Annotated in this window: 22 protein-coding genes and 1 pseudogene; 17 read left to right on the top strand and 6 right to left on the bottom strand. The window is 60.8% G+C overall.

What is annotated here, in order from left to right:
* Positions 1–45: 45 nt before the first annotated feature.
* Positions 46–1,560 (top strand): threonine ammonia-lyase, biosynthetic, encoded by a 1,515-nt coding sequence (gene ilvA / locus RMV17_RS28070; RefSeq protein WP_034153709.1) that lies wholly within the window; start codon positions 46–48, stop codon positions 1,558–1,560.
* Positions 1,561–1,600: 40 nt separating this feature from the next.
* On the top strand, positions 1,601–2,014 hold the full coding sequence (locus RMV17_RS28065; RefSeq protein WP_311884111.1) for a DUF2269 family protein: 414 nt from the start codon (positions 1,601–1,603) through the stop codon (positions 2,012–2,014).
* Between the two features lie 120 nt (positions 2,015–2,134).
* On the opposite strand, the gene RMV17_RS28060 is transcribed toward RMV17_RS28065, so the two are convergent.
* Positions 2,135–2,791, bottom strand: a complete 657-nt coding sequence (locus RMV17_RS28060) for an HAD family hydrolase (protein ID WP_311884109.1) — start codon at positions 2,789–2,791, stop codon at positions 2,135–2,137.
* Positions 2,792–2,934: 143 nt separating this feature from the next.
* On the opposite strand from RMV17_RS28060, the gene RMV17_RS28055 reads away from it, so the two are divergent.
* Both RMV17_RS28055 and ptsP read left to right on the top strand, forming a co-directional pair.
* Positions 2,935–3,414, top strand: a complete 480-nt coding sequence (locus RMV17_RS28055) for an RNA pyrophosphohydrolase (protein WP_003229203.1) — start codon at positions 2,935–2,937, stop codon at positions 3,412–3,414.
* Positions 3,415–3,436: 22 nt separating this feature from the next.
* The gene (gene ptsP, locus RMV17_RS28050; RefSeq protein WP_311884107.1) at positions 3,437–5,716 is read left to right on the top strand and encodes a phosphoenolpyruvate--protein phosphotransferase; all 2,280 of its coding nucleotides are present in this window, start codon (positions 3,437–3,439) and stop codon (positions 5,714–5,716) included.
* 235 nt (positions 5,717–5,951) lie between these two features.
* On the opposite strand, the gene RMV17_RS28045 is transcribed toward ptsP, so the two are convergent.
* Positions 5,952–6,698: an NRDE family protein gene (locus RMV17_RS28045; protein ID WP_311884105.1), complete on the bottom strand. Its 747-nt coding sequence runs from the start codon at positions 6,696–6,698 to the stop codon at positions 5,952–5,954.
* 132 nt (positions 6,699–6,830) lie between these two features.
* Between RMV17_RS28045 and RMV17_RS28040 the strand changes: the two genes are divergently transcribed.
* From RMV17_RS28040 to RMV17_RS28030, 3 genes are all read left to right on the top strand, one after another.
* Positions 6,831–7,613 (top strand): sulfite exporter TauE/SafE family protein, encoded by a 783-nt coding sequence (locus RMV17_RS28040; RefSeq protein ID WP_311884103.1) that lies wholly within the window; start codon positions 6,831–6,833, stop codon positions 7,611–7,613.
* A 79-nt stretch (positions 7,614–7,692) separates the two neighbouring features.
* Complete coding sequence (gene lgt / locus RMV17_RS28035) at positions 7,693–8,508, top strand: prolipoprotein diacylglyceryl transferase (protein ID WP_007913003.1); 816 nt, start codon at positions 7,693–7,695, stop codon at positions 8,506–8,508.
* 50 nt (positions 8,509–8,558) lie between these two features.
* Entirely contained in the window at positions 8,559–9,530 is a 972-nt protein-coding gene (locus tag RMV17_RS28030) for a thymidylate synthase (protein WP_311884100.1), read from the top strand.
* A 118-nt stretch (positions 9,531–9,648) separates the two neighbouring features.
* Here RMV17_RS28030 and cadR read toward each other — a convergent pair whose 3' ends face one another.
* Positions 9,649–10,098 carry a Cd(II)/Pb(II)-responsive transcriptional regulator gene (cadR, locus tag RMV17_RS28025; protein ID WP_034153703.1) on the bottom strand — a complete coding sequence of 150 codons (450 nt, stop codon included), beginning with the start codon at positions 10,096–10,098 and terminating at the stop codon, positions 9,649–9,651.
* 84 nt (positions 10,099–10,182) lie between these two features.
* On the opposite strand from cadR, the gene RMV17_RS28020 reads away from it, so the two are divergent.
* The 9 genes and pseudogenes from RMV17_RS28020 (at position 10,183) to RMV17_RS27980 (ending at position 20,674) form a co-directional block, all read left to right on the top strand.
* The gene (locus RMV17_RS28020) at positions 10,183–12,492 is read left to right on the top strand and encodes a heavy metal translocating P-type ATPase (protein WP_311884097.1); all 2,310 of its coding nucleotides are present in this window, start codon (positions 10,183–10,185) and stop codon (positions 12,490–12,492) included.
* A 16-nt stretch (positions 12,493–12,508) separates the two neighbouring features.
* The gene (locus RMV17_RS28015) at positions 12,509–13,372 is read left to right on the top strand and encodes a LysR family transcriptional regulator (protein WP_129396185.1); all 864 of its coding nucleotides are present in this window, start codon (positions 12,509–12,511) and stop codon (positions 13,370–13,372) included.
* Between the two features lie 221 nt (positions 13,373–13,593).
* Positions 13,594–14,670, top strand: coding sequence for a putative 2-aminoethylphosphonate ABC transporter ATP-binding protein (locus RMV17_RS28010; RefSeq protein ID WP_311884095.1), 1,077 nt, complete (start codon positions 13,594–13,596; stop codon positions 14,668–14,670).
* A complete protein-coding gene (locus RMV17_RS28005) occupies positions 14,670–16,394 on the top strand; it encodes a putative 2-aminoethylphosphonate ABC transporter permease subunit (RefSeq protein ID WP_311884093.1) in 1,725 nt (574 codons plus the stop codon). Before RMV17_RS28010 ends, RMV17_RS28005 begins: the two co-directional genes overlap by 1 nt.
* Before the next feature lie 26 nt (positions 16,395–16,420).
* On the top strand, positions 16,421–17,446 hold the full coding sequence (locus tag RMV17_RS28000; protein WP_034153698.1) for a putative 2-aminoethylphosphonate ABC transporter substrate-binding protein: 1,026 nt from the start codon (positions 16,421–16,423) through the stop codon (positions 17,444–17,446).
* 144 nt (positions 17,447–17,590) lie between these two features.
* Complete coding sequence (locus RMV17_RS27995; protein WP_311884091.1) at positions 17,591–18,727, top strand: TIGR03364 family FAD-dependent oxidoreductase; 1,137 nt, start codon at positions 17,591–17,593, stop codon at positions 18,725–18,727.
* Positions 18,724–19,300 (top strand): annotated as a pseudogene (locus tag RMV17_RS27990) (phosphonate degradation HD-domain oxygenase). The gene RMV17_RS27995 and the pseudogene RMV17_RS27990 overlap by 4 nt, the downstream one beginning before the upstream one ends.
* Positions 19,301–19,418: 118 nt before the next feature.
* A complete protein-coding gene (locus RMV17_RS27985; protein ID WP_311884087.1) occupies positions 19,419–19,946 on the top strand; it encodes a hypothetical protein in 528 nt (175 codons plus the stop codon).
* A gap of 197 nt (positions 19,947–20,143) precedes the next feature.
* Positions 20,144–20,674, top strand: a complete 531-nt coding sequence (locus RMV17_RS27980) for a hypothetical protein (protein WP_311884086.1) — start codon at positions 20,144–20,146, stop codon at positions 20,672–20,674.
* A gap of 12 nt (positions 20,675–20,686) precedes the next feature.
* Here RMV17_RS27980 and RMV17_RS27975 read toward each other — a convergent pair whose 3' ends face one another.
* A complete protein-coding gene (locus RMV17_RS27975) occupies positions 20,687–22,063 on the bottom strand; it encodes a GTPase/DUF3482 domain-containing protein (RefSeq protein WP_311884084.1) in 1,377 nt (458 codons plus the stop codon).
* Positions 22,056–23,435 carry a DUF2868 domain-containing protein gene (locus tag RMV17_RS27970; RefSeq protein WP_311884082.1) on the bottom strand — a complete coding sequence of 460 codons (1,380 nt, stop codon included), beginning with the start codon at positions 23,433–23,435 and terminating at the stop codon, positions 22,056–22,058. The genes RMV17_RS27975 and RMV17_RS27970 overlap by 8 nt, the downstream gene beginning before the upstream one ends.
* An 85-nt stretch (positions 23,436–23,520) precedes the next feature.
* Between RMV17_RS27970 and RMV17_RS27965 the strand changes: the two genes are divergently transcribed.
* Entirely contained in the window at positions 23,521–24,033 is a 513-nt protein-coding gene (locus RMV17_RS27965) for a dihydrofolate reductase (protein ID WP_108225060.1), read from the top strand.
* A 114-nt stretch (positions 24,034–24,147) separates the two neighbouring features.
* On the opposite strand, the gene RMV17_RS27960 is transcribed toward RMV17_RS27965, so the two are convergent.
* Positions 24,148–25,539, bottom strand: a complete 1,392-nt coding sequence (locus RMV17_RS27960; RefSeq protein ID WP_311884079.1) for an L-cystine transporter — start codon at positions 25,537–25,539, stop codon at positions 24,148–24,150.
* Positions 25,540–25,641: the final 102 nt, after the last annotated feature.

Genomic DNA, 25,641 nt, shown 5'->3' with positions numbered 1-25,641 from the left:
GGTTAGACTCCTCGGTCCCGCTCAACCGCTCAGTGATGCTTTCCGATGCTCGAACAGTACGTCAAAAAGATCCTCACCTCGCGCGTTTATGACGTTGCCGTAGAAACCCCGCTGCAGAACGCTCGCCAGCTCTCCGAGCGGCTGGGCAATGACATTTGGCTCAAGCGCGAAGACTTGCAGCCAGTGTTCTCGTTCAAGATTCGCGGCGCCTACAACAAACTGACGCAACTGAGCGATGAAGAACGCGCCCGTGGCGTGGTCACCGCGTCGGCGGGCAACCATGCGCAAGGTCTGGCCCTGGCGGCGAAAGTGCTGGGCGTCAAAGCCACCATCGTCATGCCCAAGACCACTCCGGAAATCAAAGTCGAGGGCGTGCGTTCGCGCGGCGGCAAAGTGGTGCTGCACGGTGATTCGTTCCCGGAAGCGTTGGCCTACTCGCTGAAACTGGTCGATGAAAAAGGTTACGTCTACATCCACCCGTACGACGATCCGCACACCATCGCCGGGCAGGGCACTGTGGCCATGGAGATTCTGCGCCAGCACCCGCAGCCGCTGGACGCGATTTTCGTCCCGGTCGGCGGCGGCGGTCTGATCGCCGGTATTGCTGCGTACGTGAAATACCTGCGCCCGGACATCAAAGTCATCGGCGTCGAGCCGGACGACTCCAACTGCCTGCAAGCGGCAATGGCCGCCGGCGAGCGCGTGGTGTTGCCGACCGTGGGCATCTTTGCCGACGGCGTAGCGGTGGCGCAAATCGGTCAGCACACCTTCGATATCTGCAAAGACTATGTCGACGAAGTGATCACCGTCAGCACTGACGAGATATGTGCGGCAATCAAGGATATCTACGACGATACCCGCTCGATCACCGAACCTGCCGGAGCGTTGGGCGTGGCCGGGATCAAGAAATACGTCGAGTTGCGCGGTGTCAGCGGCCAGACCTTTGTGGCCATCGATTCCGGCGCCAACGTCAACTTCGACCGCCTGCGCCACGTCGCCGAGCGCGCCGAGTTGGGTGAAGGCCGCGAAGCGATCATCGCCGTGACCATCCCTGAGAAGGCCGGCAGCTTCAAGGCGTTTTGCGAGGCCGTCGGCAAGCGTCAGATCACCGAATTCAACTATCGCTATAACACCGGCAGCGAAGCACATATCTTCGTTGGCGTGCAGACCCACCCGGAAAACGACCCGCGCAGCGCACTGCTGGCGAGCCTGACCGAGCAGGGTTTCCCGGTCGTCGACCTGACCGACAACGAACTGGCCAAGCTGCACATCCGTCATATGGTCGGTGGCCACGCGGCGCACGTGATTGATGAAGTGGTGTTCCGCTTTGAATTCCCGGAGCGTCCGGGCGCACTGTTCAATTTCCTCAATAAGCTGGGTGGGCGCTGGAACATCTCGATGTTCCACTACCGCAACCACGGCGCTGCCGATGGTCGCGTGGTCGCGGGCCTGCAAGTGCCGCACGATGAGCGTCATCTGGTGCCGGCAGCCCTTGAGGAAATCGGCTACCCGTATTGGGATGAAAGCGAAAACCCGGCCTATCAGCTGTTTCTCGGCTGAGCGGCTACGCTGATGGGCATGGCCCAAGGAAGAGAAATTCATGGAAACCCTGAGCACCCTGAAAGTCCTTCACGTCGCGGCGACCGTGGTCATACTCGCGAGCGGGCTGGGGCTCGCCGCTCTGACCTGGCGTAATCGCAGCGAAGGGCCGGCCAGCACGATGCAGCGCCCCTGGTTGTTTGTCTGGTGTTTGATGCTGATCGCGATGCTCAGCATGCCTTTCACCGGCTGGTGGTTGGTACACCTGATCGGCTGGCCACTGGGGCAGTTCTGGATTTTGGGTTCCAGCGTGATCTATGCCGTGGCCACGTTGAGTGCAGTGTGGTTGTTGGTGCGGCTTAATCGGCTGTGGACTGGCGGGGTTGGTAACTGGAAATTCACGCTGGCGCTGGCGATTGTCAGCGGCATCGGATTTCTCGCCATTGCGGCGTTGATGGGTGCCAAGCCTGTTTAAGGGTTGAGACCGAGTTGTTCCAATCGCTGGCAAGCCAGCTCCCACAGGGATCTTCAGTGAACACGGATATTGTGGACAGCCGAAAAACCTGTGGGAGCTGGCTTGCCAGCGATGGCGTAATTAGCCGCGCAGACTGATCACCGGCCAGCCACGCTTCTCGGCTTCAGCCCGCAGATTCGGATCCGGATCGACCGCAACGGGGTTCGCCACCTGCTCCAGCAACGGCAAATCATTCATCGAATCGCTATAGAAATAGCTGTCTTCCAGCGAATACCCGGTCTCTTCCAGCCAACGGTTCAGGCGCGTCACCTTGCCTTCGCGGAAGCACGGAATATCAGTGCTGCGCCCGCTGTAACGGCCATCGACCATTTCGCACTCGGTAGCGATCAGGGTTTCAACGCCCAGGCGCACGGCAATCGGTGCGGTAACGAAGCGGTTGGTCGCAGTGATGATCACCAGTTTGTCGCCAGCATCGCGGTGCTTTTTCAGCAGTTCCAGCGCTTGCGGCAGCACGATCGGCTCGATGCAGTCGCGCATGTAATCGCTGTGCCATTGATCGAGCACGGCCATGTCGGTGCGGCCGAGGATCTCCAGGCAGAAGTTCAGGTACGCGGCGTTATCCAGTTTGCCGGCCAGGTAATCCTGATAGAACTCGTCGTTGCGCGCTTTGTACGCAATCGGGTCGAGGAAGCCGCGTTCACACAGATAGTCGCCCCAGGCGTGATCGCTGTCGCCGCCCAGAAGGGTGTTGTCCAAATCGAAGAGTGCCAGGCGCATTGCAGTTACCCGCTGATAAGTCTGTAAAAAGGCGACAAGAATACGGTCTTTTCACAAGAGTGCACATAAGGTAGGAAGCTTCGTTGCCGCCTTATCAACCTTTGTGGAACAATGCGGCGACATGCGTTTGCGAGGTTGTTGCCGTGATCGACCCCGATGGTTTCCGCCCCAATGTCGGGATCATTCTGACGAATGACGCCGGCCAGGTGCTATGGGCTCGCCGTATCAATCAAGATGCCTGGCAGTTTCCGCAAGGGGGAATCAACCCTGAAGAGACGCCGGAAGACGCCTTGTACCGCGAGCTGAACGAAGAAGTTGGCCTGGAACGTGAAGATGTTGAAATACTGGCCTGTACTCGGGGCTGGTTGCGCTATCGTTTGCCGCAACGTCTGGTGCGTACGCACAGCCAACCGCTGTGCATCGGCCAGAAACAGAAATGGTTTCTCCTGCGCCTGATCTCCAACGAGCAGCGGGTGCGGATGGATTTGACCGGTAAACCGGAGTTCGATGGCTGGCGCTGGGTCAGCTATTGGTATCCGTTGGGCCAGGTGGTGACATTCAAGCGCGAGGTGTATCGCCGCGCCCTCAAAGAGCTTGCCCCGCGCCTTTTAGCGCGCGACTGACGACGGAGTTCGACCCCGAGCCATGCTCAATACGCTGCGCAAGATCGTCCAGGAAGTTAACTCCGCCAAGGATCTCAAGGCGGCGTTGGGGATTATTGTGTTGCGCGTCAAAGAGGCCATGGGCAGCCAGGTCTGCTCGGTCTACCTGCTTGATCCCGAGACCAACCGCTTCGTCCTGATGGCCACCGAGGGCTTGAACAAGCGCTCGATCGGCAAGGTCAGCATGGCACCCAACGAAGGTCTGGTCGGTCTGGTCGGCACGCGTGAAGAACCCCTGAACCTCGAAAACGCTGCGGATCACCCGCGCTATCGCTACTTCGCCGAAACCGGTGAAGAGCGATATGCCTCGTTCCTCGGCGCACCGATCATTCACCACCGCCGCGTCGTCGGCGTGTTGGTCATCCAGCAAAAAGAACGCCGCCAGTTCGACGAAGGTGAAGAAGCCTTCCTCGTAACCATGAGCGCGCAGCTCGCCGGCGTAATCGCCCACGCCGAGGCCACCGGTTCGATCCGGGGGCTGGGCCGTCAGGGCAAAGGCATTCAGGAAGCCAAGTTCGTCGGCGTGCCGGGTTCGCCGGGTGCGGCGGTCGGTACGGCGGTGGTCATGCTGCCGCCGGCCGATCTCGACGTGGTGCCCGACAAGACCATCACCGATATTAACGCTGAGCTGGCGCTGTTCAAGACCGCCATCGAAGGCGTGCGCGCCGACATGCGCGCCTTGTCCGCCAAGCTTGCAACGCAGCTTCGCCCGGAAGAACGCGCGCTGTTCGACGTCTACCTGATGATGCTCGATGATGCCTCGCTGGGCAGCGAAATCACCACCGTGATCAAGACCGGCCAGTGGGCCCAGGGCGCGTTGCGTCAGGTGGTCACTGAGCACGTCAACCGTTTCGAACTGATGGACGATGCTTACCTGCGTGAGCGTGCCTCGGACGTCAAAGACCTCGGTCGCCGCCTGCTCGCCTATTTGCAGGAAGAGCGCCAGCAGAACCTGGTCTACCCGGAAAAAACCATTCTGGTCAGCGAAGAACTGACGCCGGCAATGCTCGGCGAGGTGCCGGAAGGCACGCTGGTCGGTCTGGTTTCGGTACTCGGTTCAGGCAACTCGCACGTGGCGATCCTCGCCCGGGCCATGGGTATCCCGACGGTCATGGGGCTGGTCGACCTGCCGTACGCCAAGGTCGACGGCATCGAGATGATCGTCGATGGCACCCGTGGCGAGGTCTACACCAACCCGAGCGAAGTGCTGCGCAAGCAGTTCGCCGAAGTCGTCGAAGAAGAGAAACAACTGGCGCTGGGCCTCGACACCCTGCGCGACCTGCCGTGCGTGACCCTTGATGGCCACCGCATGCCGCTGTGGGTCAACACCGGTTTGCTCGCCGATGTGGCGCGGGCGCAGAAGCGTGGCGCCGAAGGTGTCGGCCTGTACCGCACCGAAGTGCCGTTCATGATCAACCAGCGCTTCCCGAGCGAGAAGGAGCAACTGGCGATCTACCGCGAGCAGCTCGCCGCGTTCCACCCGCAACCGGTGACCATGCGCAGCCTCGACATCGGCGGTGACAAGTCGCTGTCGTACTTCCCGATCAAGGAAGACAACCCGTTCCTCGGCTGGCGCGGCATTCGCGTCACCCTCGACCACCCGGAAATCTTCCTGGTGCAGACCCGCGCGATGCTCAAGGCCAGCGAAGGCCTGAACAACCTGCGGATTCTGCTGCCGATGATCTCCGGCACCCACGAACTCGAAGAAGCCTTGCACCTGATTCACCGGGCCTGGGGCGAAGTGCGCGACGAAGGCACCGACGTGCCGATGCCGCCGATTGGCGTGATGATCGAGATTCCGGCGGCGGTGTACCAGACCAAGGAACTGGCGCGGATGGTCGACTTCCTGTCCGTCGGTTCCAACGACTTGACCCAGTATTTGCTGGCGGTCGACCGTAACAACCCGCGTGTGGCCGATCTTTACGACTACCTGCACCCGGCGGTACTGCAAGCCCTGCAAACCGTGGTGCGCGATGCGCATGCCGAAGGTAAACCGGTGAGTATTTGCGGCGAGATGGCCGGTGATCCGGCGGCGGCGGTGCTGTTGATGGCGATGGGTTTCGACAGTTTGTCGATGAACGCTACCAACTTGCCGAAGGTGAAGTGGATGCTGCGTCAGGTCAATCTGAGCAAGGCTCAGGAATTGCTGGCGGAGCTGATGACCATCGACAACCCGCAAGTTATCCACAGCTCGCTGCAATTGGCGCTGAAGAACCTTGGGTTGTCGAAGATGAATCCGCCGGCGGTGGTCAAGGCCCTCTGAAGATCAAAAGCCCCTCACCCTAGCCCTCTCCCGGGGGGAGAGGGGACTGATTGGGGGATGCTGCAGAGGTACGCCGACCTGAAAATGCTTTGCTGAATCCAAAGTCGACCTGCACCGACCTGGTAGTGCCTTGCTAAATCCATAATCGACTCGGTCTTTCAGGTCGATGTATGGCTCAAGACACCTCGGTCGACCCCCTCTCCCTCCGGGAGAGGGCTGGGGTGAGGGTCTGCTCTTAAGCTGTTATCTCCACTTCGCCCAAATGACCGCCATACGGCCCGAAACTGCGCTCGACCATCCGCCGCGTCCCATCCGCCTGCACGATCAGCGCTGTACTCGCCCGCGTGCCGTAACTCTGGCTGGCAATAAACACACTCGATAACAACGTCTCCGTTGCCATGCCGACCCCGGTATCCGGCAATTCGGCAGACGGCGCAGTCTGCGCATCGCTCAACAAACCCAGCAACCGCGCAGGTGTCGGATCCTCCAGCACCGCACTCAACCCAGCCTTGGCCTTGAGCAACTTCGGCCACGGCGTATCCAGCCCCGCATTGGACAACCCGTAGACGCCCGATTCCAGCATCACCGGCTCCGACATCCGCGCATTGAAGTGCCACAGCTCATGGCTATTGCCCAGCAGCAGATTAAACCCGGCATATTCCGCCGAACGCCCGACCACATCGTTCAAATAATCATCAATCGACGCATCACTGGTCAGAAACCGCGCCACCAACTCACCCCGCGATTTGCGCGCCGGCGGCTGCTGCGGATCGCGAATATTGGTCAGCGCCGCAAAGCGCCCGTTGGCACCAATCCCCAGCCAGGTGCCGCCGGCCTCAAGATCACGCCCGGCATGCACATGTGGCGCTTCCGGCCATTGCGCCAGCGGCAGGCTTGGCCGGGCGTAGAACTCGTCACGGTTGGCCGCGACGATCAGCGGCTGGGCATTGCCCGGGCGCCAGGCGAAAACAATCAGGCACATAAGGTGGTCCTTGTGTGTTTTTTGCTCACTCTACGCATCCAGCGTCCGTGCATCCATCGCCAGTGGAGCCAAAGGGTGTGCATCCGTTACCATGCCGCTCCGGTTTTGCGGATGCGGTCTGGGGAGACGGTCATGGAATTTCTGCTCTATCTGGCGCTGGGCGCCTGTGCGGGCGTGCTGGCCGGGCTGTTTGGCGTCGGCGGCGGGATCATCATCGTGCCGGTGCTGGTGTTCAGTTTCACCTTGCAGGGCTTTGATCAATCGATCCTCACCCATCTGGCGGTCGGGACGTCGCTGGCGACGATCATCTTCACCTCGGTCAACGCTGTGCGAGAGCATCATCGACGCGGCGCGGTGCGCTGGCCGATTTTCATGTGGATGGCCGTCGGCATTCTGCTCGGTGCAGGTTTCGGTGCGCTGACCGCTGAAGCGATCTCCGGGCCGCACCTGCAAAAGATTATCGGCGTGTTCGCTTTGATCATCTCGGTGCAACTGGCGCTGGACATCAAACCCAAGGCCAACCGAACGGTGCCGGGCAAACTCGGTCTGACCGTGGCCGGCAGCATAATCGGTTGGGCCTCGGCGATTTTTGGCGTCGGTGGCGGCTCGTTGACCGTGCCGTTCCTGACCTGGCGCAGCGTGCCGATGCAGCAAGCCGTGGCGACCTCGTCGGCCTGCGGTCTGCCGATCGCCCTGGTCAGTGCATTAAGTTTCATGATTCTGGGGTGGCACGATCCGTTGTTGCCACCGCATAGTCTCGGTTTTGTTTATTTGCCGGCGTTGTTGGGCATCGCCCTGACCAGCATGGTCTTCGCCCGCATCGGCGCGCGTTTGGCGCATCGGTTGTCGCCGCGCTTGCTGAAACGGCTGTTCGCCGCTTTGCTGTTCAGCGTGGGTCTGAGCTTCTTGCTTTAACCACGTCGCAATCCTGGCTTAATCCTGTGGTGGCAGCGTCGCCCGGGAATTTTGGTTTCAACTCTAACGAGGAGTCGCAATGCTGCCTTACCCGCAGATCGACCCGGTGGCCCTGGCCATCGGTCCGCTGAAAATCCACTGGTACGGTCTGATGTACCTGATCGGCATCGGCGGTGCGTGGCTGCTGGCGTCGCGCCGGCTCAACCGTTTCGACCCGACCTGGACCAAGGAGAAACTCTCCGACATGGTCTTCTGGATGTCGATGGGCGTGATCGTCGGCGGGCGCCTGGGCTATGTGCTGTTCTACGATCTGAGTGCCTACCTGGCCAACCCGACGCTGATTTTCGAAGTGTGGAAGGGCGGCATGTCGTTCCACGGCGGTTTCATCGGCGTAATGCTGGCCGCGTTGTGGTTCGGCAAGCGCAACGGCAAGTCGTTCTTCCAGCTGATGGACTTCGTCGCGCCGATGGTGCCGATCGGTCTGGGCGCCGGGCGCATCGGCAACTTCATCAACGCCGAGTTGTGGGGCAAGGCCACCGACGTGCCGTGGGCCATGGTCTTCCCGCCATTCAGCGATCCGGCGCAGCTGCCGCGTCACCCGTCGCAGCTGTATCAGTTCGCGCTGGAAGGCGTGGCGCTGTTTCTGATCCTGTGGATTTTCTCGCGCAAACCGCGTCCGACCATGGCCGTTTCCGGGATGTTCGCGCTGTTCTACGGCATCTTCCGTTTCATTGTCGAATTCGTCCGCGTGCCGGATGCGCAACTCGGTTACTTGGCCTGGAACTGGCTGACTATGGGCCAGGTGCTCTGCGTGCCGATGATCGTCGGCGGGCTGTTCCTGATCTGGCTGGCCTATCGTCGCGCACCGGCAGCACCGCTCGCGCCGACGGCTTAAACTACGAACCCCGGCGCGCGACGCCGGGGCTCAAAGGACACAGGTAACTCATGAAGCAATATCTCGAACTGGTCTCGCACGTCATTCAGAACGGCACCAAACAGGCCAACCGCACCGGCATCAACACCATCAGCTTCCCGGGAGCGATGCTGCGCTTCGATCTGCAGGAAGGTTTTCCAGCGATCACCACGCGCAAGATGGCCTTCAAATCGGCCATCGGCGAGATGTGCGGATTTCTCCGTGGCGTCAACAACGCCGGTGAATTCCGTGCCCTGGGCTGCAAGGTCTGGGACCAGAACGCCAACGAAAACGCGCAGTGGCTGGCCAATCCGTTCCGTCAGGGCGACGACGACCTCGGCGAAATCTACGGCGTGCAATGGCGCAAATGGCCGGCGTACAAGCAGATCCCGCTGAGCAACACCGCCGCCATCGAACAAACCCTGGCCAACGGCTACAAGCAGATCGCTCAGGGCGAAGAAGACGGCCAAGCCTACGTGGTGCTGTACAAAGCCATCGATCAGGTGCGCCAGTGCGTCGACACGATCATCAACGATCCGGGCAGCCGCCGCATCCTGTTCCACGGCTGGAACGTCGCGCAGCTGGATGAAATGGCCCTGCCGCCGTGCCATCTGCTGTACCAGTTCCACCCGAATGTCGAGACCAAGGAAATTTCCCTGACCCTCTACATCCGTTCTAACGATCTGGGTCTGGGCACACCGTTCAACCTCACCGAAGGCGCCGCGCTGCTGAGCCTGATCGGTCGCCTGACCGGCTACACGCCGCGTTGGTTCACCTATTTCATCGGTGATGCGCACGTCTACGAGAACCACCTGGACATGCTCAACGAACAGCTCAAGCGCGAGCCGTTCGCCATGCCGAAGCTGAAGATCTCGGATCGTGTGCCGGAGTTTGCCAAGACTGGCGTGTATCAGCCGGAATGGCTGGAGCTGGTCGAGCCGAGTGATTTTTCGCTGGAAGGCTACGAGCACCACGCGCCAATGACCGCGCCAATGGCGGTCTAGTCAGCAGGATCATTCCCACGCTCTGCGTGGGAATGAATCCCGTGACGCTCCGCGTCACTTTGGACGCGGAGCGTCCATGGCGGCATTCCCACGCGGAGCATGGGAACGAGCGCCAACGTCAGTGGCCGTGGCTGCGGCCCACGTGGGAGTGTTCGACCTCGGTTGCGACAACCCCGCCACTCACTTCCAGCCGCTGCAAAATCCCGCATTGATCGGCCATCGGCCCTTCGCCACAACGTTGGCGCAGGTCGAGCAGTTGTGTCTGCAACGCCAACAAGCCATCAATCCGCGCCTTCACATGCTGGATATGTTCGTCGATCAACGCATTCACGCTTTCGCATTGATCCTGCGGGCTGTCGCGCAAAGTCAGCAGGCTGCGAATCTCTTCGAGGGTCATGTCGAGGGTGCGGCAGTTGCGGATGAAAGTCAGGCGTTCGGCGTGCGCCTGGGTGTAGACGCGGTAGTTGCCGTCGCTGCGGGCCGGTTCCGGCAGGAGGTTTTCGCGCTCGTAATAGCGGATGGTTTCCACGGCGCAGTCGGTGAGTTTGGCCAGTTCTCCGATCTTCATGACGACAATCTCCAAAAGGGTGCTTGACCCTATAGTGGCTACAGGGTCTTTACTTGGCAACAGGCACCTTCATGGACGCGACCAATGAGCGATTCCCAGCACACCCACAAACCCGGCGACGGACACGACCACAGTCATAAATTGCAGCCTGTGCATAAGCATTCACAGGGCGGCGATTCCTGCTGCGGGTCGAAAGTCGCAGCACCGGCACCGGTTCATGCGCACGAAGATTCTTGCTGCTCGTCGAACGCCGCCGCGCCTGCGTTGGTGCAACTGAGCGAGAAAACCAGCGCCGACGCGCGGCTGAGCAGTTTCCGTATCGAGGCGATGGACTGCCCGACCGAGCAGACGCTGATCCAGAACAAGCTCGGCAAACTCGCCGGCGTGCAACAACTGGAATTCAATCTGATCAATCGCGTGCTCGGCGTGACCCACAATTTGCCGGGTACCGAGCCGATCACCGAAGCGATCAAATCCCTCGGCATGCACGCCGAGCCACTGGAGGCGGGCGTCGAAGCGCCAGCCCCGGCGCCAGTGAAAAAACACTGGTGGCCGCTGGCGCTGTCCGGTGTCGGCGCCCTCGCTGCCGAAGTCATTCACTTCACCAACGCTGCACCCACCTGGGTGGTGGCGATCATCGCGCTGATCTCGATCCTCAGCGGTGGTCTCACCACTTACAAAAAGGGCTGGATCGCCCTGAAGAACCGCAACCTCAACATCAACGCGCTGATGAGCATCGCCGTCACCGGCGCCATCCTCATCGGCCAGTGGCCGGAAGCAGCGATGGTGATGTTCCTGTTCACCGTCGCCGAGCTGATCGAAGCGCGCTCGCTCGACCGTGCACGCAACGCGATCAGCGGTTTGATGCAGATGACGCCGGAGCAAGCCACGGTGTTGCAGGCTGACGGCAGCTGGATTGAGCAGGACGTGAAAAGCGTCGAACTCGGCGCCCGCGTGCGAGTGAAGCCCGGCGAGCGCATTGCGCTGGACGGCGAAGTGCTCAGCGGCAGTTCGACCATCGACCAGGCGCCGATCACCGGGGAAAGCCTGCCGGTAGAAAAAACCGTCGGCGACAAAGTCTTCGCCGGCACCATCAACCAGGCCGGTTCGCTGGAATACGCAGTCACTGCAGCAGCGAACAACTCGACCCTGGCGCGGATCATCCACGCCGTCGAACAAGCCCAAGGCGCACGCGCCCCGACCCAGCGCTTCGTTGATCAATTCTCGAAAATCTACACGCCAGTGGTGTTTCTGTTTGCCTTGGCCGTGGCGATCATTCCGCCGCTGTTCATGGACGCCGTGTGGTTCGACTGGATCTACCGCGCATTGGTACTGCTGGTGGTCGCGTGCCCATGTGCATTGGTGATTTCGACGCCGGTGACCATCGTCAGCGGCCTCGCGGCAGCGGCGCGCAAAGGCATTCTGGTCAAGGGCGGCGTGTATCTGGAGGGCGGTTTCAAACTGGATTATCTGGCACTGGATAAAACCGGGACGATCACCCATGGTAAACCGGTGCAGACCGATTATCTGTCCCTCGACTCAACCGCCGATGCCACGGCGCCGGCCATCGCCGCTGCGTTGGCCGGTCGTTCCGATCACCCGGTGTCGCTGGCCATCGCCAACGCAGCTGTGGATAAAAACTTCGCCGCGCTGATTGTGGATAACTTCGAAGCGCTGGGTGGGCGGGGCGTCAAAGGCGAAATAAACGGCCAGACTTATCACTTGGGCAACCATCGTCTGGTCGAAGAGTTGGGCCTGTGCTCGCCCGCGCTGGAAGAAAAACTCTTCGCGCTGGAAAAGCAGGGTAAATCCGTGGTGCTGCTGCTCGACGGCTCCGGCCCGCTGGCACTGTTTGCTGTGGCCGATACCGTCAAGGAAACCAGCCGCGAAGCGATCCGCCAGTTGCATGAACTCGGGGTGAAAACCCTGATGCTGACTGGCGACAACGTCCACACTGCGCAAGCGATTGCCGCGCAGGTCGGCATCGACGAGGCCCGTGGCGACTTGCTGCCGACGGACAAGCTGCAAGCCATCGAAGACCTTTATGCACAGGGCCGGCGAGTCGGTATGGTCGGCGACGGCATCAACGATGCGCCGGCACTGGCCCGCGCCGAGATCGGTTTCGCCATGGCCGCCGCTGGCACTGACACCGCGATTGAAACCGCCGATGTCGCCTTGATGGACGACGATCTGCGCAAGATCCCGGCGTTCATCAGCCTGTCGCGCAATACCGCCAGCATCCTGAAACAGAACATCGCGTTGGCCCTGGTGATCAAGGCTATCTTTCTTGCGGTAACCTTCGCCGGGCTCGCCACCATGTGGATGGCGGTGTTTGCCGACATGGGCGTGAGCCTGTTGGTGGTGTTCAATGGTTTGCGTCTACTGCGCAAATAGACGATGAGGGATGGTTGTGCTGAGTGCCGAGCTGAAAGCGTTTTACATGGTCGCCCGCTTGGGCAGCATCACGCTGGCGGCGAAAAAACTCGGCCTCAGCCAACCGACCGTGACCACGCAGATCCGCAATCTGGAAAGTCAGTATTCGGTGGAGCTGTTTTATCGCGGCGGTCGACGCCTCAGCGTCAGTGACGAAGGCGCGCGGCTGCTGCCGATGGTCAAGACGCTGTTGCAGCAAGAGGCTGACATCGAGTTTTTCCTGCGCAACAGCGGTCAGGTGCAGGGCACTTTGCGCATTGCCGCGACGGCGCCGTATTACATTCTCGATCTGGTAAAAACCTTTCGCGAGCGTCTGCCGCAGGTGGAAGTGTCGGTGGAAATCGGTAATTCGCAGCAGGTGCTGGAAGCGCTGGAGGACTATCGGGTGGATATCGCCGCGTCGTCGCAATTGCTCGATGACGCGCGGTTGATTCGTCGGGTGCTCGGTACTGATCCGCTGGTGCTGGCGGTGCATCGCAATCATCCGCTGGCGGCGCAGGAGCATGTCGCGTTGAGCGCATTGGCCGGGCATACGCTGTTGATGCGCGAGTCGGGTTCGACTACACGGCGGCTGACCGAAGAGTTGTTGGCGACTGCCGGGGTGAGTTACGGCCCGTTGCTGGAGATTGGCAGCCGCGAGTCGATCCGTGAGGCGGTGCTGCGCAATATCGGCATCAGCATCATTGCGCGGCAGGAAGTGCCGCATGATCCGCAGTTACGCGTGCTGACGATCGAGAATGCTCCGCAGATTCCCGAATATCTGTATTGCCTCAAGGAGAGGAAGGGCGCGCGGTTGCCGGCGGCGTTCCTCGGCTTGGCCCAGGAAATGTCCCCTGCGTAATGATCGTTCCCACGCTCCGCGTGGGAATGCAGCCCGGGACGCTCTGCGTCCCAAGAGCCGAACGCGGAGCGTCCGATGAGGCATTCCCACGCAGAGCGTGGGAACGATCGGTAGTGAACCAAAATCCCCGAATACCACTATCGGCCGTTTTTGCCTCGTTGCCACATGACGGACGCATTACAACTCTAGGATTGGCCCCATCTGCTTGATGAGGTCTGTCCATGAATCCTGCCATCGCAACTGCCCTGACCAACCCCGGCGCGCCGATGAAAGTGCGCGGCGTGCAGAAACGCTTCGGCGCGTTCACTGCGCTGGATAACGTCTCCCTCGACGTCGCCGCCGGTGAACTGGTGTGCCTGCTCGGCCCGTCGGGCTGCGGCAAGACCACGTTGCTGCGCTGCATCGCCGGTCTGGAGAAACAGGACCGCGGCGAGCTGTACCTCGGCGAGCGCGATGTCTCGCACCTCGCTCCGCAAGCCCGCGACTACGGGATTCTGTTCCAGTCCTACGCGCTGTTCCCCAATCTGACCGTCGAAGCGAACATTGCCTACGGACTCGCCGGCAGCGGTCGCGACGAAGTACGCCGGCGCGTCGGCCAGATGCTCGAACTGGTCGGCCTCACTGGCAGCGAGAAAAAGTACCCCGGCCAATTGTCCGGCGGCCAGCAGCAGCGCGTTGCTCTAGCTCGGGCCTTGGCGCCGGCACCGTCGCTGCTGTTGCTCGACGAACCGATGTCCGCCCTCGATGCTCGCGTCCGCGAGCATCTGTGCACCGAGCTGCGCCAGCTGCAACGCAACCTCGGCATCACCACCCTGATGGTCACGCACAATCAGGACGAAGCCATGCTGATGGCCGACCGTATCGCGGTGATGAATAACGGCCGCGTCGAGCAGTACGCCACCCCGCAAGAAATCTACAACCGCCCGGCCACGCCGTTCGTGGCCGAGTTTGTCGGCCAGGGCAACTGGTTGCCGTTCCAGCGCAGCAGCGACACTCACGCGCAGGTCGGCGGGATGAACCTGCGCCTGGCCGACGGCAGTGTGCACAGTGCCTCGGGCCGACTGTTCTGCCGCCCGGAAGCGATCAACGTTAATCCACCAGTGCACGAAGAAAACCTGTTCCCGGCCAAAGTCCGCGAGATCACCTTCCTCGGCAACCGCTGCCGCATGAGCTTCGAACTCGATCAATTGCCGGGCCACGCACTGCTTGCCGAACTCGCCCCGGAAGCCATGCCGCGTCTCGGCGCCCAGCAGATCATGGTCGCCTTGCCGCCGCGCAGCCTGCAGGTGTTTGCCTGATGAACAGCAACCTCGCGCTGCCGCTACCGCACAAGCAGGTGCGACAGTCTTCGAAAGCCGAGATTGGCGACCGCATTTTTGTCGTCGGCGGCAAAATCCTCTTGCTGCTGTTGCTCGGTATCGCGGTGTTGCTGCCGTTGTTGGCGATCTTCTGGCGCGGTTTCAGCAGTGAAGCCGGGCAGGGCGGTGGCTGGCTCGCGGCGAAGGAGTTGGTGACCAGCGAGAATTTCCACTGGCTGCTCGGCAACAGCCTGAAGGTTTCCCTCAGCGTTGCGGCCATCGTCGTACCGCTGGCTTACCTGTTTGCCTACGCGCTGCAACGCACAATGATTCCGGCGAAGGGCATCTGGCGCGGAATTTCCCTGCTGCCGCTGATGGCGCCGTCGATGCTGCCGGGGATTGCGCTGGTTTATCTGTTCGGCAACCAGGGCATGTTGCGCGGGCTGCTCTCGGACAACATCTATGGCTTCTGGGGAATTGTGCTGGGTGAGGCGATTTACACCTTTCCCCATGCGCTGATGATTCTGCTCTCGGCATTGTCGCTGGCCGATGCGCGCTTGTTCGATGCCGCGTCGAGCATGGGCGCCAGTCCGGCCAAGGCGTTTCGCAGCATCACTTGGCCGGCAACGCGACAGGCTGTGTTCGCCGCGTTCTGTCTGGTGTTCACCCTGACCATCACCGATTTCGGTGTGCCGGTGGTGGTCGGTGGCGACTACCAAGTGCTGGCGCTGGAGGCCTACAAAGCCGTGGTCGGCCAGCAGCAATTCGGTCGTGGCGCGTTGATCGGCATGGTGCTGTTGCTGCCGGCGCTGTTCAGCTTCGGTGTCGATGCCTGGTTGCGTCGGCGTCACGGCGACTCCATGAGCGGGCGGGCGCAGGTGTTCAAACCGGCACCGTCGAAACTGCGCGACGGCTGCTATCTGGCGATTGTCTTGTTGATCAGCGCGGCGTTGATTCTGGTGTTCGGCATGGCGGTGTTTTCGTCGCTGGTGAAGTTCTGGCCGTACAACCTGTCGCTGTCGCTCAATCACTATCAGTTCAACGAAACCGCCGGCGGTGGCTGGCTGGCCTACAGCAACAGTTTGAAAATGGCCTTGGGCACAGCGCTGATCGGCAGCGTGCTGATCTTCACTGGCGCCTACCTGATGGAGAAGACCCGCAGCCAGCCCGGGCTGAATCTGACCTTGCGCATGCTCAGTTTCGTGCCGATGGCGGTGCCGGGGCTGGTGCTCGGTCTCGGTTACGTCTTCTTCTTCAACTTGACCGGCAACCCGCTGCATGTGCTCTACGGGACGATGACGCTGCTGATCGTCTGCACCATTGCGCACTACCTGACCACCGCGCAAATGACCGCGACCACCGCGCTGCGCCAGCTCGACGCCGAGTTCGAAGCCGCCGCGCTGTCGCTCAAAGCACCACTGTATCGGCACTACCTGCGCGTCACTGTGCCGATCTGTCTGCCGGCACTGCTCGACATCGTGCGCTACCTGTTCGTCTCGGCGATGACCACGGTGTCGGCGGCGATCTTCCTCTACAGCCCCGACACCATCCTCGCGGCGGTCGCCGTGCTGAACATGGACGACGCCGGCAACGTCGGCGGCGCGGCGGCGATGTCGACCCTGATTCTGTTCACTTCGGCGGGCGTGTCCTTGCTGCTGGCGTGGGCTTCGCGCGGCTTGCTGCGCCGTTCTCAAGCCTGGCGGCAAACCGCGCCCGGTCACTGATTCAACTCACTTACAGGAAAACGATCATGTTCAAGCCTATGGCCCTGGCCGCTGCTGTGCTCGCTACTTTCAGCCTGAATGCCTTCGCGGCAAAAACCGAGTTGACGGTGTACACCGCCCTCGAAGCCGAGCAATTGAAGTCCTACAAAGAAGCCTTCGAAAAGGCCAACCCGGACGTCGAGATCAAATGGGTGCGCGATTCCACCGGGATCATCACTGCCAAACTGCTCGCCGAAAAGGCCCGTCCACAGGCTGACGCGGTGTGGGGCCTGGCGGCTTCTAGCCTGGCGATCCTCGATCAGCAAGGCATGCTGCAAAGCTACGCGCCGAAGGACCTCGGCAAGATCGGCGCGAACTACCGCGACGCTGCCAACCCGCCAGCGTGGGTCGGCATGGATGTGTGGGCCGCGACCATTTGCTTCAATACTGTCGAGGCCGAGAAGCAGGGTTTGAGCAAACCGGTGAGCTGGCAGGATCTGACCAAGCCTGAGTACAAAGGCAAGATCGTCATGCCCAACCCGGCCTCGTCCGGCACCGGTTTCCTTGACGTCAGCGCTTGGCTGCAAACCTTCGGCGAGAAGCAGGGCTGGGCGTACATGGACGGTCTGCACCAGAACATCGGCCAGTACGTTCACTCCGGTTCAAAACCGTGCAAGTTAGCGGCGGCGGGCGAGTTCCCGATCGGGATTTCCTTTGAATACCCGGCCGTACAGCTGAAGCGTCAGGGCGCGCCGTTGGACATCATTCTGCCGAAGGAAGGCCTGGGCTGGGAGATCGAAGCGACTGCCGTGATCAAAGGCACGCCGCATGAAGAGGCGGCGAAGAAACTGGCTGACTTCTCGGCGAGTGCCGAGGCGATGGATCTGTACAAGGAGAACTTCGCTGTTCTTGCACAGCCGGGGATTGCCAAGCCGCAGACCGAACTGCCGGCGGATTATGAGCAGCGTCTGATCAAGAACGACTTTGCCTGGGCCTCGAAGAATCGCGACGAGATCCTCACCGAGTGGCGCAAGCGTTATGACGGCAAGTCCGAGAAAGTCGCTGCCAAGTAAGATTTTTATCGACTGACAGGGCCTCATCGCTGGCAAGCCAGCTCCCACAGTGATTCGTGGTGGACGCAGATTTTGTGAACACCTCTAAACCCTGTGGGAGCTGGCTTGCCAGCGATGACGGTCTCTCATGCAGGACACTTCTCAATGACGCAACCCAAAGACCTGCTCATCGTAGGCGCCGGTATTCTCGGCCTGTCACACGCCTACGCCGCCGCCAAACGCGGTCTCAAAGTCTCTGTTTTCGAACGCACCGCCACCCCTCTCGGCGCCTCGGTGCGCAACTTCGGCCAGGCCTTGGTCACCGGCCAGCCACCCGGCCCGATGCTTGAACTGGCCAAGGCCAGCCGCGAGATATGGGGCGACTGGGCGCAACTCGCCGGGCTGCAAATCAGGCGCAACGGTTCTTACCTCTTCGCCAGAACCGAAGCCGAAGAACACCTGCTCGAAACCTTCTGCGCCGGCCGCGCGGTGGAGCACGGTTACCACGTCGACTTGCTGCGTGGCGCCGCACTGCGTGACTTGTACAACGGCCAGTTCAGCCACCACCGCGCCGCCCTCCATGGCATCGACGATCAACAGTTGTACTCGCGCGAAGCGATCCCGATGCTGATCGATTACTTGCGCCGCGACCTCGGCGTCGAATTTCATTTTTCGACGCTGGTGCGCGACGTCGAACCGGGGCGTCTGCACAGCACCGCCGGCAGTTTTACCGCCAAGCAGATCATTGTCTGCTCCGGCCACGATTATCAGACCTTGCTGGCCGAACCGATCGCCTCGCTCGACCCGCAAATCTGCCGCCTGCAAATGCTCCGTGCCAAGCCGCAGATTGATCTGAATCTGCAACACGCCTTGCTCACCGGCCTGAGCTGCGTGCACTACGGCGCCTTCTCCGATCTGCCGGAAGCGGCGGCGGTGCAGGCGCAGATCCTGCGCGAACAACCGCACCTGCACGACAACGGTATCCACCTGCTGATCAGCCCGACGCCCTACGGCGAACTGATCATCGGCGACTCGCACCACTACGGCAGCGACCCTTCACCATTCAACGCCGAGCAAGTGGATAACTGGATGCTCGAACTGGCCGAGCAGACGCTGGGCTGCAAGGTGCAAGTGGTCGAGCGCTGGCAGGGCGTCTATGGTTCTCGAGGCCCGGGGCCGTTTTCGTTTCTGCGCCCGGCAGCGGGCTTGAGTGTCGCGCTGATGCACACCGGTGTTGGCATGAGCGTCGGCCCGGCCATGGCCGAACGCAACATTGCGCAGTTGCTGGAGGAGATTGAATGACAGGTCGCGAGCAAGTCATTGCCCGGGTATTCGGGCTGTACGAACGCTTCGGCACCAGCGATTACATCGGCGAACCGGTGTTCGCAGATCGAGCACATGTCCCAGGCTGCCGAACTCGCCATCGTCGAGGGCTTCGATGATGAAGTGGTGCTGGCGGCGTTCTTTCATGACATCGGCCATCTGTGTGCCGAGGGCGCGGAAAATATGGGCGGTTATGGTGTGGTCAGTCATGAACGGCTGGGCGCGGATTATTTGCGTGAAGCCGGTTTCAGCGAGCGCATGGCGCGGTTGGTGGAATATCACGTGCAGGCCAAGCGGTATCTGACGTTGCGTGAGCCGGGGTATTTTGATCGGCTGAGTGAGGCGAGTCGGCGGACGCTGGAGTATCAGGGCGGGGTGATGACCGAGGCTGAAGCGCAGGTGTTTGATCGGGATCCGCTGTGTGCCGTCAGCCTGCGGATGCGGCAGTGGGATGAGCTGGCCAAGGAGAGGGCGGTGCCGGTGATTGATCTCTGGTTATTGAAGAGAAAAGCAGCTGCCCTGTTGGCTGACACTGGAACTCCTTCGCGTTAATCGGAGTTTACACACACGCGATAGCGATACCCCCTACACATCGCGGCGGTTTACGGCGACAGAGGGCGGTGACTTTGCGGGGTAGGGTTCGAGCCTCTTATTCATGCAAGGAATGCTCATGCGCTATTTGAAAGTCATCGCCCAGGATCGCTGCGGCAACGGTAAAGCCGATTCTGTGCTGCTCGAATTTCGCGATAAGGTCGATGCCTGCGAGGATACATTGATCAACAGCGCGCTTGCCCTGGACATCAATGCTGACGGCAAGGTCGACTTCAAATTTGGCGATGTGACCGGCGACGGTAAGGAAAACGCGGTAGATCAACGCCTGCTGCAAGCGTTTGCCAACACCTTTATCAAGCTCAACTGGTTCAATTGTGGCGCGACAGGCAAGCGTTACATGAAGATTTACGCCGAAGACTTTTACGCTGACGGTACGCCGGACACCGTTCGGCTGCACCTCTACGAAGGCACGCCGATGGCGCAGCGTACGCTGGCTTCATGGCACGCCGCGTATGACTTCGACAATGACAGCAAGCTCGAATGGAACATTCACCACGATATCAACCAGGATGGTGTCATCGATGCGGTGGATGATCGATTGGTAGCGGCTCTTGCTGAAATTTTCCTCAAGTTTAAATGGAAGTGATCAGCCACGGCTTGTGATGTGAGCTGTCAGGTTACGCATGCGGAGAGGAGGGCGGTGGTGGTGATGGACTTAAGGTCTTGACGACTTCGGGTATGGCTTTCCGGAACGGTCATACAAGACAAAAGGACCAGTCTTACAGAGAAGGCGGGAGGTCTGGGCTAGTTTGGTTGCTCCTTCTATCCACGAGATCGATCCGCATGCGCTATTTGAAAGTCACCGCTCAAGACAGAAGTTTGAACAACAGACCCGACACCGTGCTGCTGCATTTTTTCGAGGAAAGCAACGAAGCCGAGGACACCCTCATTCATCGGGCTTATGCGCTGGATATCACCGCCGATGGCAAAATCGATTTCCAAGCGGGTGATGCCAACAATGATGGCAAGCAAGACCTCAAGGACGAGCGTCTGCTGAAGTCTTTTGCAGACGTCTATTTGAAACTCAACTGGTTCAATAGCGGTAACACCTGGACGCGCTACCTGAAGATATTTGCCGAGGATTCTTTCAAGGACGGCTCACCGGACACGGTCCGCCTGCATTTTCATGAGGGCACCGGTAAACCGAATGATCAAAGCATCGTCTACACCGCTTCCAACTACGACACCGACAACGACGGCAAGCTGGATTGGGTTATCAACTTCGATGTGGATAACGACGGCGATCAGGATGCGGTGGACCAGAAACTTGTCTCGCAGATGAGCACCGCTTACGTGAAATTCAACTGGCGCTGATGATCGATCGAATCAGAGCTGCAGCGACAGCCTTTCGATCTGCTCCTGCCGCTCAGCCTGATTCAGCTTTGGATGCGGGTTGAGCGACGACCACTGTGGATGCGCCCGTGCCTTGCCCAGCGCCTCCGGCAACTTGCCCTCACGCCAGGTTTTATCCTGCGGGGTCGCCACCTGAACCGCGTCCATCGCCGCATGCCCGCGCTGATCCAGCGCCAACACCAGCTGCCGCTGGCGTAATGCCAACAGTCGCAACACACTGTCATTCACCGTCAGTTCACGCTGGCCTTTGATCTTGCCGAGCAGACGGCTGCCATAACTGCGCGCCGTTTGCAGCGCACCACCGGCAATCGCACCTGCCAGCGCCGCCGCGCCGAGGGTAATCCCGCCAACCAGCAAATCCACCCCAGCCCCCGCCGCCGCACCGGCAGCAATGCCACCGCCCACGCGCACACCGAGTTGCTTCAAGGTTTCCGGGTTGAACAGGTCATCGCCCCAACGCCCATCCAGCAACGGCAAATCACTCGCCGCCGCATCCTGTGGCCGGAACGCGTAGAGCTTGAGCAGCGCCTCAACACACTTCTGCTCGCGCTGACGCACAGCCTTGCGCAGTTCGCTGATGGCTTGCTGTTCCTGCGCAGCTTCGCTGACCACACTGCGTCGGCACGCGGCGCAATCGATCAATAATTCAGCAATCAAACGCGCCGCACTTTGCTGACGGGCGAGGCGCTGGGCCTGTTGATCGGCAATCAATCGCTCCAATTGCGGACGAGCATTTTCCAGCAGCAGCGCCAGACTTTCATACAGCCGCCGCTCGCCATCTTCCGGCGGCGCTACGCTGTCGAAACGCACCAATGCATGCAGCCCAAGCCGCGCTAGCGCCTCGCGCCAATCCGGCTCGCGATGGTTGGCACTGCTGACAAAATTCAGCACCGGCAGCAGCGGTTTGCCACAACTGGCGAGCACTTCCAGTTCGTCGCGGTACTTGGCCAACACCGGTTCGCGCGCATCGATCACATACAAACCGGCGTCGGAGGCGAGCAATTGCCGCAGCACTTTGGCTTCCTGCTCGAAACGCTGGCGCGCCTCGCTGCCGTCGAGAAAACGCGCCAGCCGTGCCGGGCCATCGAGACGTTCGCCGGGGCGCTCCAGACGTTCGAGAAAGTCGAGCAGCGCGATGGCATCTTCCAGTCCTGGCGTGTCGTAGAGGTCGAGCAATGGCTCGCCATCCACTGACAACCGCGCGCCTTCGACATGCCGCGTGGTGCTCGGGCGATGGGACACCTCGCCAAAGCCCACGTCGCGGGTCAGCGTGCGCAACAGCGAAGTCTTGCCGACGTTGGTGTGGCCGACCACCGCGAGTTTCAGCGGCGCTTTCCAGGCATCAGTCATGACCGCTCTCCAGCCAGTTCAACGGCGCGCAATCGGCGAAGGACAACTCCAGCTGTTGCAGCGCGATGTGCCAGTCGCCTAGGCGTTCGGCATCCAGTGCTTCACCGGGCGGCGCTTGCAGCAGCCAGACGCGGGTTTCTCCGGCGTTGCGCGCCAGTTCGGCGATCAAGGCGAGGCTGCCGCGATCCGGTGAGCGCCGAGGATCGCAGGCAATCGCCAAGCGTGCCGGCGGAAAGCGGCTCAGTTGTTCGAGCAGTTTGTGCCGCGATTCTCGGCTGTCGAGGATGCCGGCGTTGCTGACGTTTTTCGGCAGCGCGGGCGGCCATGGGCGTTGTTCGTCGAGTTCGATGGCCACCAGCAATGCGCCTTCACTGGCGAGTTCGCCGACGCTGCTTTCGACCCGGTGCAGTTGCGCCGGCTCCGGATCGTTGACGCCGAGGCGTTCGCTGGTCGGCATCAGGCGCTCACGCAATTGCGCGTAGCCGGGCAGGTTCAGCTCCAGACGCAAGCGATCACGCCCACGTTTCCAGCGCCAACGGCAGAACAGCATCAGCAGCAGACGGGGTAGCACGCCATAGATCAGCACCGCGCCGACCAGCCATATCGCCCACATCTGGCGAACCAGGACGCGGTTGTAATCGGTGTCCAGCGTCACGCGAATCATGTCCACGCTCGGCGCACTCCAGCCCAGCGCATGGGGAATGACCGTCAACGCATCAGTCAGTGCCGCGAAAAAGTCTGCGCCCAACAGCGTGCTTTCCCAAATGAAGTCATATTGCCGAGTGGCCATCATCAATATCAGCATGCTCAACGCGCTGAGCATGATCAGTAGCCACAGGCCGTTGACCAGCGAGCCAATCGCCCAGCGATTGAGTTTGTGGCGTTGCAGCAAGACCAGTAATGCGGGGGGTAATTGCGCGGCTTTGGCGTCCCGGGCAAATTTTTCGCTGAGCCACAGCCACAGGCGGCCAAGCGCAGCAGCGTGTTCGCCGGCGAACAGTAGGCCGAATGCCCAGCTCAGCAGCAGGATCAGATTGACCCCGAGCAACGTGCCCAGCGCCCAGAAAATGTTCACTGCTCGCGTGCCGTCGCCGAGCGCAGAAAATGCCATGCCGGCGCCAGTGACGCAGGCCAGCACCACCATCAATAGCAGTGCCAGGCGCGCGCCTTGCAGCCAGTGTTTGAGGGCAGCCGTCAGTCCGTCACGTTCGGCCAGCCATAACGCCCGGCGTTGAATGCGGCTCGGCAGATCGCCGCCGGCCGTTCGCGCCAGTCGGTTGGCTTCCAGATCATCCAATGGGCCTGCGTGTTCTTCGCGCAGGCGCACGGTTTCGGTGAGCCAGAGGTTTTGCAGTGGAGTCAGTTCAGTCACGCGGCATCCCGTCGCTTAAATGAGCGCTGAGCATAACCGCTGTGGCGCTTATCGGGGTAAGCACGGCTCTGGTATCCTCGCCGGCATGACTAAATCACTCCCTCTCAGCCTGATCGCAGCTCTCGGTGAAAACCGCGTGATCGGCGTCGACAACAGCATGCCCTGGCACCTGCCGGGGGACTTCAAATACTTCAAGGCCACCACCTTGGGCAAGCCGATCATCATGGGTCGCAAGACCTGGGATTCGCTCGGTCGACCATTGCCGGGGCGCCTGAACATCGTGGTCAGCCGTCAGGCCGATCTGGTGCTGGAAGGTGCCGAGGTTTATCCGTCGCTGGAAGCTGCCGTGGTTCGCGCCGAGGAATGGGCGAAGGAGCAGGGCGTCGATGAGCTAATGCTGATTGGCGGCGCGCAGTTGTACGCGCAAGGGCTGGCGCAGGCGGATCGTCTATATCTGACTCGCGTGGCGCTGAGCCCGGAAGGGGATGCGTGGTTTCCGGAGTTTGATTTGCACCAGTGGAAGCTGGTGTCGAATGTGCCGAATCCGGCGATTGAAGATAAGCCCGCGTACAACTTCGAAATCTGGGAAAAAGCTTAAAAGCATCGCTGGCAAGCCAGCTCCCACAGGTCTAGAGGTGTTCACAAAATCTGTGTTCACCACAGAACACTGTGGGAGCTGGCTTGCCAGCGATAGCGGTCTGTCAGGCGCTACTTAAGCCTGAGCCAACTCCGCATGCTCATCAGCATCCAGCAGTTCTTTATCGGTCTGCTGCATCACCTGACTGGTAATCGCGCCAGCCGTAATCGAACCACTCACGTTCAACGCCGTGCGCCCCATATCGATCAGCGGCTCAACCGAAATCAGCAACGCCACCAGTGACACCGGCAAACCCATCGCCGGCAGCACGATCAGCGCCGCAAACGTCGCGCCGCCACCGACACCAGCCACACCCGCCGAACTCAACGTCACAATCGCCACCAGCGTCGCGATCCACAGCGGATCCAGCGGATTGATGCCCACCGTCGGCGCAACCATCACTGCCAGCATCGCCGGGTACAAACCGGCGCAACCGTTCTGGCCGATGGTCGCGCCGAACGAAGCAGCAAAACTCGCCACCGATTGTGGAATGCCCAGACGACGGGTTTGCGCTTCAATGCTCAGCGGAATGCTCGCGGCGCTGGAACGGCTGGTGAACGCGAACGTCAGCACCGGCCAGATCTTGCGGAAGAAACGCAGCGGGTTGATCCCGGCCGCCGACACCAACAAGCCGTGCACGACAAACATCAGGCCCAGAGCGAGGTACGACACGACGACGAAACTGCCGAGTTTGATGATGTCCTGCAGGTTGGAACCGGCGACCACTTTGGTCATCAGCGCCAGCACGCCGTACGGGGTCAGTTTCATCACCAGACGCACCAGACGCATCACCCAGGCTTGCAGGGTGTCGATGGCGTTGATCACTTTCTGACCTTTCTCGACGTCATCCTTGAGCAGTTGCAGCGCGGCAACCCCGAGGAATGCGGCGAAAATCACCACGCTGATGATCGACGTCGGCTTGGCTCGTGCCAGATCGGCAAACGGGTTCTGCGGGATGAATGACAGCAGCAGTTGCGGCACATTCAGGTCGGCAACCTTACCGGCGTAGTCAGTCTGAATGGTTTGCAGACGGGCCATTTCCTGGGTGCCGGCGACCAGACCTTCAGCGGTGAGGCCGAACAGGTTGGTCAGGCCGATGCCGATCAGCGCGGCAATCGCGGTGGTGAACAGCAGGGTGCCGATGGTCAGAAAGCTGATCTTGCCCAACGACGAAGCGTTGTGCAGCCGTGCCACGGCGCTGAGGATCGAGGCGAACACCAGCGGGATGACGATCATTTGCAGCAACTGCACGTAGCCGTTGCCGACCAGATCGAACCAGCCGATCGAGGCTTTCAGCACCGGGTTGCCGGCACCGTAAAGAGTGTGCAGGGCCACGCCGAACGCGACACCCATCGCCAGCGCGAGCAGGACTTTTTTCGCCAGGCTCCACGTGGTGTGGCGGGTTTGCGCCAGACCGAAGAGCAGGGCGAGGAACACCAGCAGGTTGAGGATCAGCGGCAGATTCATGAAAACTCCGATAAGACTTGTGCCAGTCGCATTCTTGGGCAACTGCGAACCGGCAAGCCTAACAGTTTGATTTGCAATGATTTAATACCGAAATGACAGGTT

It is taken from the genome of Pseudomonas sp. VD-NE ins (assembly GCF_031882575.1).
Lineage (GTDB): Bacteria > Pseudomonadota > Gammaproteobacteria > Pseudomonadales > Pseudomonadaceae > Aquipseudomonas > Aquipseudomonas fluorescens_BZ.
Note: the sequence above shows the minus strand (reverse complement) of the source record. Positions and strands in the feature narration are given on the sequence as shown.

What these genes read in the sequence shown, in the direction of transcription:
- ilvA (WP_034153709.1), top strand. Translation starts at nt 46, where the DNA reads ATGCTCGAACAGTACGTCAAAAAGATCCTCACCTCGCGCGTTTATGAC.
- RMV17_RS28065 (WP_311884111.1), top strand. Translation starts at nt 1,601, where the DNA reads ATGGAAACCCTGAGCACCCTGAAAGTCCTTCACGTCGCGGCGACCGTG.
- RMV17_RS28060 (WP_311884109.1), bottom strand. Translation starts at nt 2,791, where the DNA reads ATGCGCCTGGCACTCTTCGATTTGGACAACACCCTTCTGGGCGGCGAC.
- ptsP (WP_311884107.1), top strand. Translation starts at nt 3,437, where the DNA reads ATGCTCAATACGCTGCGCAAGATCGTCCAGGAAGTTAACTCCGCCAAG.
- RMV17_RS28045 (WP_311884105.1), bottom strand. Translation starts at nt 6,698, where the DNA reads ATGTGCCTGATTGTTTTCGCCTGGCGCCCGGGCAATGCCCAGCCGCTG.
- RMV17_RS28040 (WP_311884103.1), top strand. Translation starts at nt 6,831, where the DNA reads ATGGAATTTCTGCTCTATCTGGCGCTGGGCGCCTGTGCGGGCGTGCTG.
- lgt (WP_007913003.1), top strand. Translation starts at nt 7,693, where the DNA reads ATGCTGCCTTACCCGCAGATCGACCCGGTGGCCCTGGCCATCGGTCCG.
- RMV17_RS28030 (WP_311884100.1), top strand. Translation starts at nt 8,559, where the DNA reads ATGAAGCAATATCTCGAACTGGTCTCGCACGTCATTCAGAACGGCACC.
- cadR (WP_034153703.1), bottom strand. Translation starts at nt 10,098, where the DNA reads ATGAAGATCGGAGAACTGGCCAAACTCACCGACTGCGCCGTGGAAACC.
- RMV17_RS28020 (WP_311884097.1), top strand. Translation starts at nt 10,183, where the DNA reads ATGAGCGATTCCCAGCACACCCACAAACCCGGCGACGGACACGACCAC.
- RMV17_RS28010 (WP_311884095.1), top strand. Translation starts at nt 13,594, where the DNA reads ATGAATCCTGCCATCGCAACTGCCCTGACCAACCCCGGCGCGCCGATG.
- RMV17_RS28005 (WP_311884093.1), top strand. Translation starts at nt 14,670, where the DNA reads ATGAACAGCAACCTCGCGCTGCCGCTACCGCACAAGCAGGTGCGACAG.
- RMV17_RS28000 (WP_034153698.1), top strand. Translation starts at nt 16,421, where the DNA reads ATGTTCAAGCCTATGGCCCTGGCCGCTGCTGTGCTCGCTACTTTCAGC.
- RMV17_RS27995 (WP_311884091.1), top strand. Translation starts at nt 17,591, where the DNA reads ATGACGCAACCCAAAGACCTGCTCATCGTAGGCGCCGGTATTCTCGGC.
- RMV17_RS27985 (WP_311884087.1), top strand. Translation starts at nt 19,419, where the DNA reads ATGCGCTATTTGAAAGTCATCGCCCAGGATCGCTGCGGCAACGGTAAA.
- RMV17_RS27980 (WP_311884086.1), top strand. Translation starts at nt 20,144, where the DNA reads ATGCGCTATTTGAAAGTCACCGCTCAAGACAGAAGTTTGAACAACAGA.
- RMV17_RS27975 (WP_311884084.1), bottom strand. Translation starts at nt 22,063, where the DNA reads ATGACTGATGCCTGGAAAGCGCCGCTGAAACTCGCGGTGGTCGGCCAC.
- RMV17_RS27965 (WP_108225060.1), top strand. Translation starts at nt 23,521, where the DNA reads ATGACTAAATCACTCCCTCTCAGCCTGATCGCAGCTCTCGGTGAAAAC.
- RMV17_RS27960 (WP_311884079.1), bottom strand. Translation starts at nt 25,539, where the DNA reads ATGAATCTGCCGCTGATCCTCAACCTGCTGGTGTTCCTCGCCCTGCTC.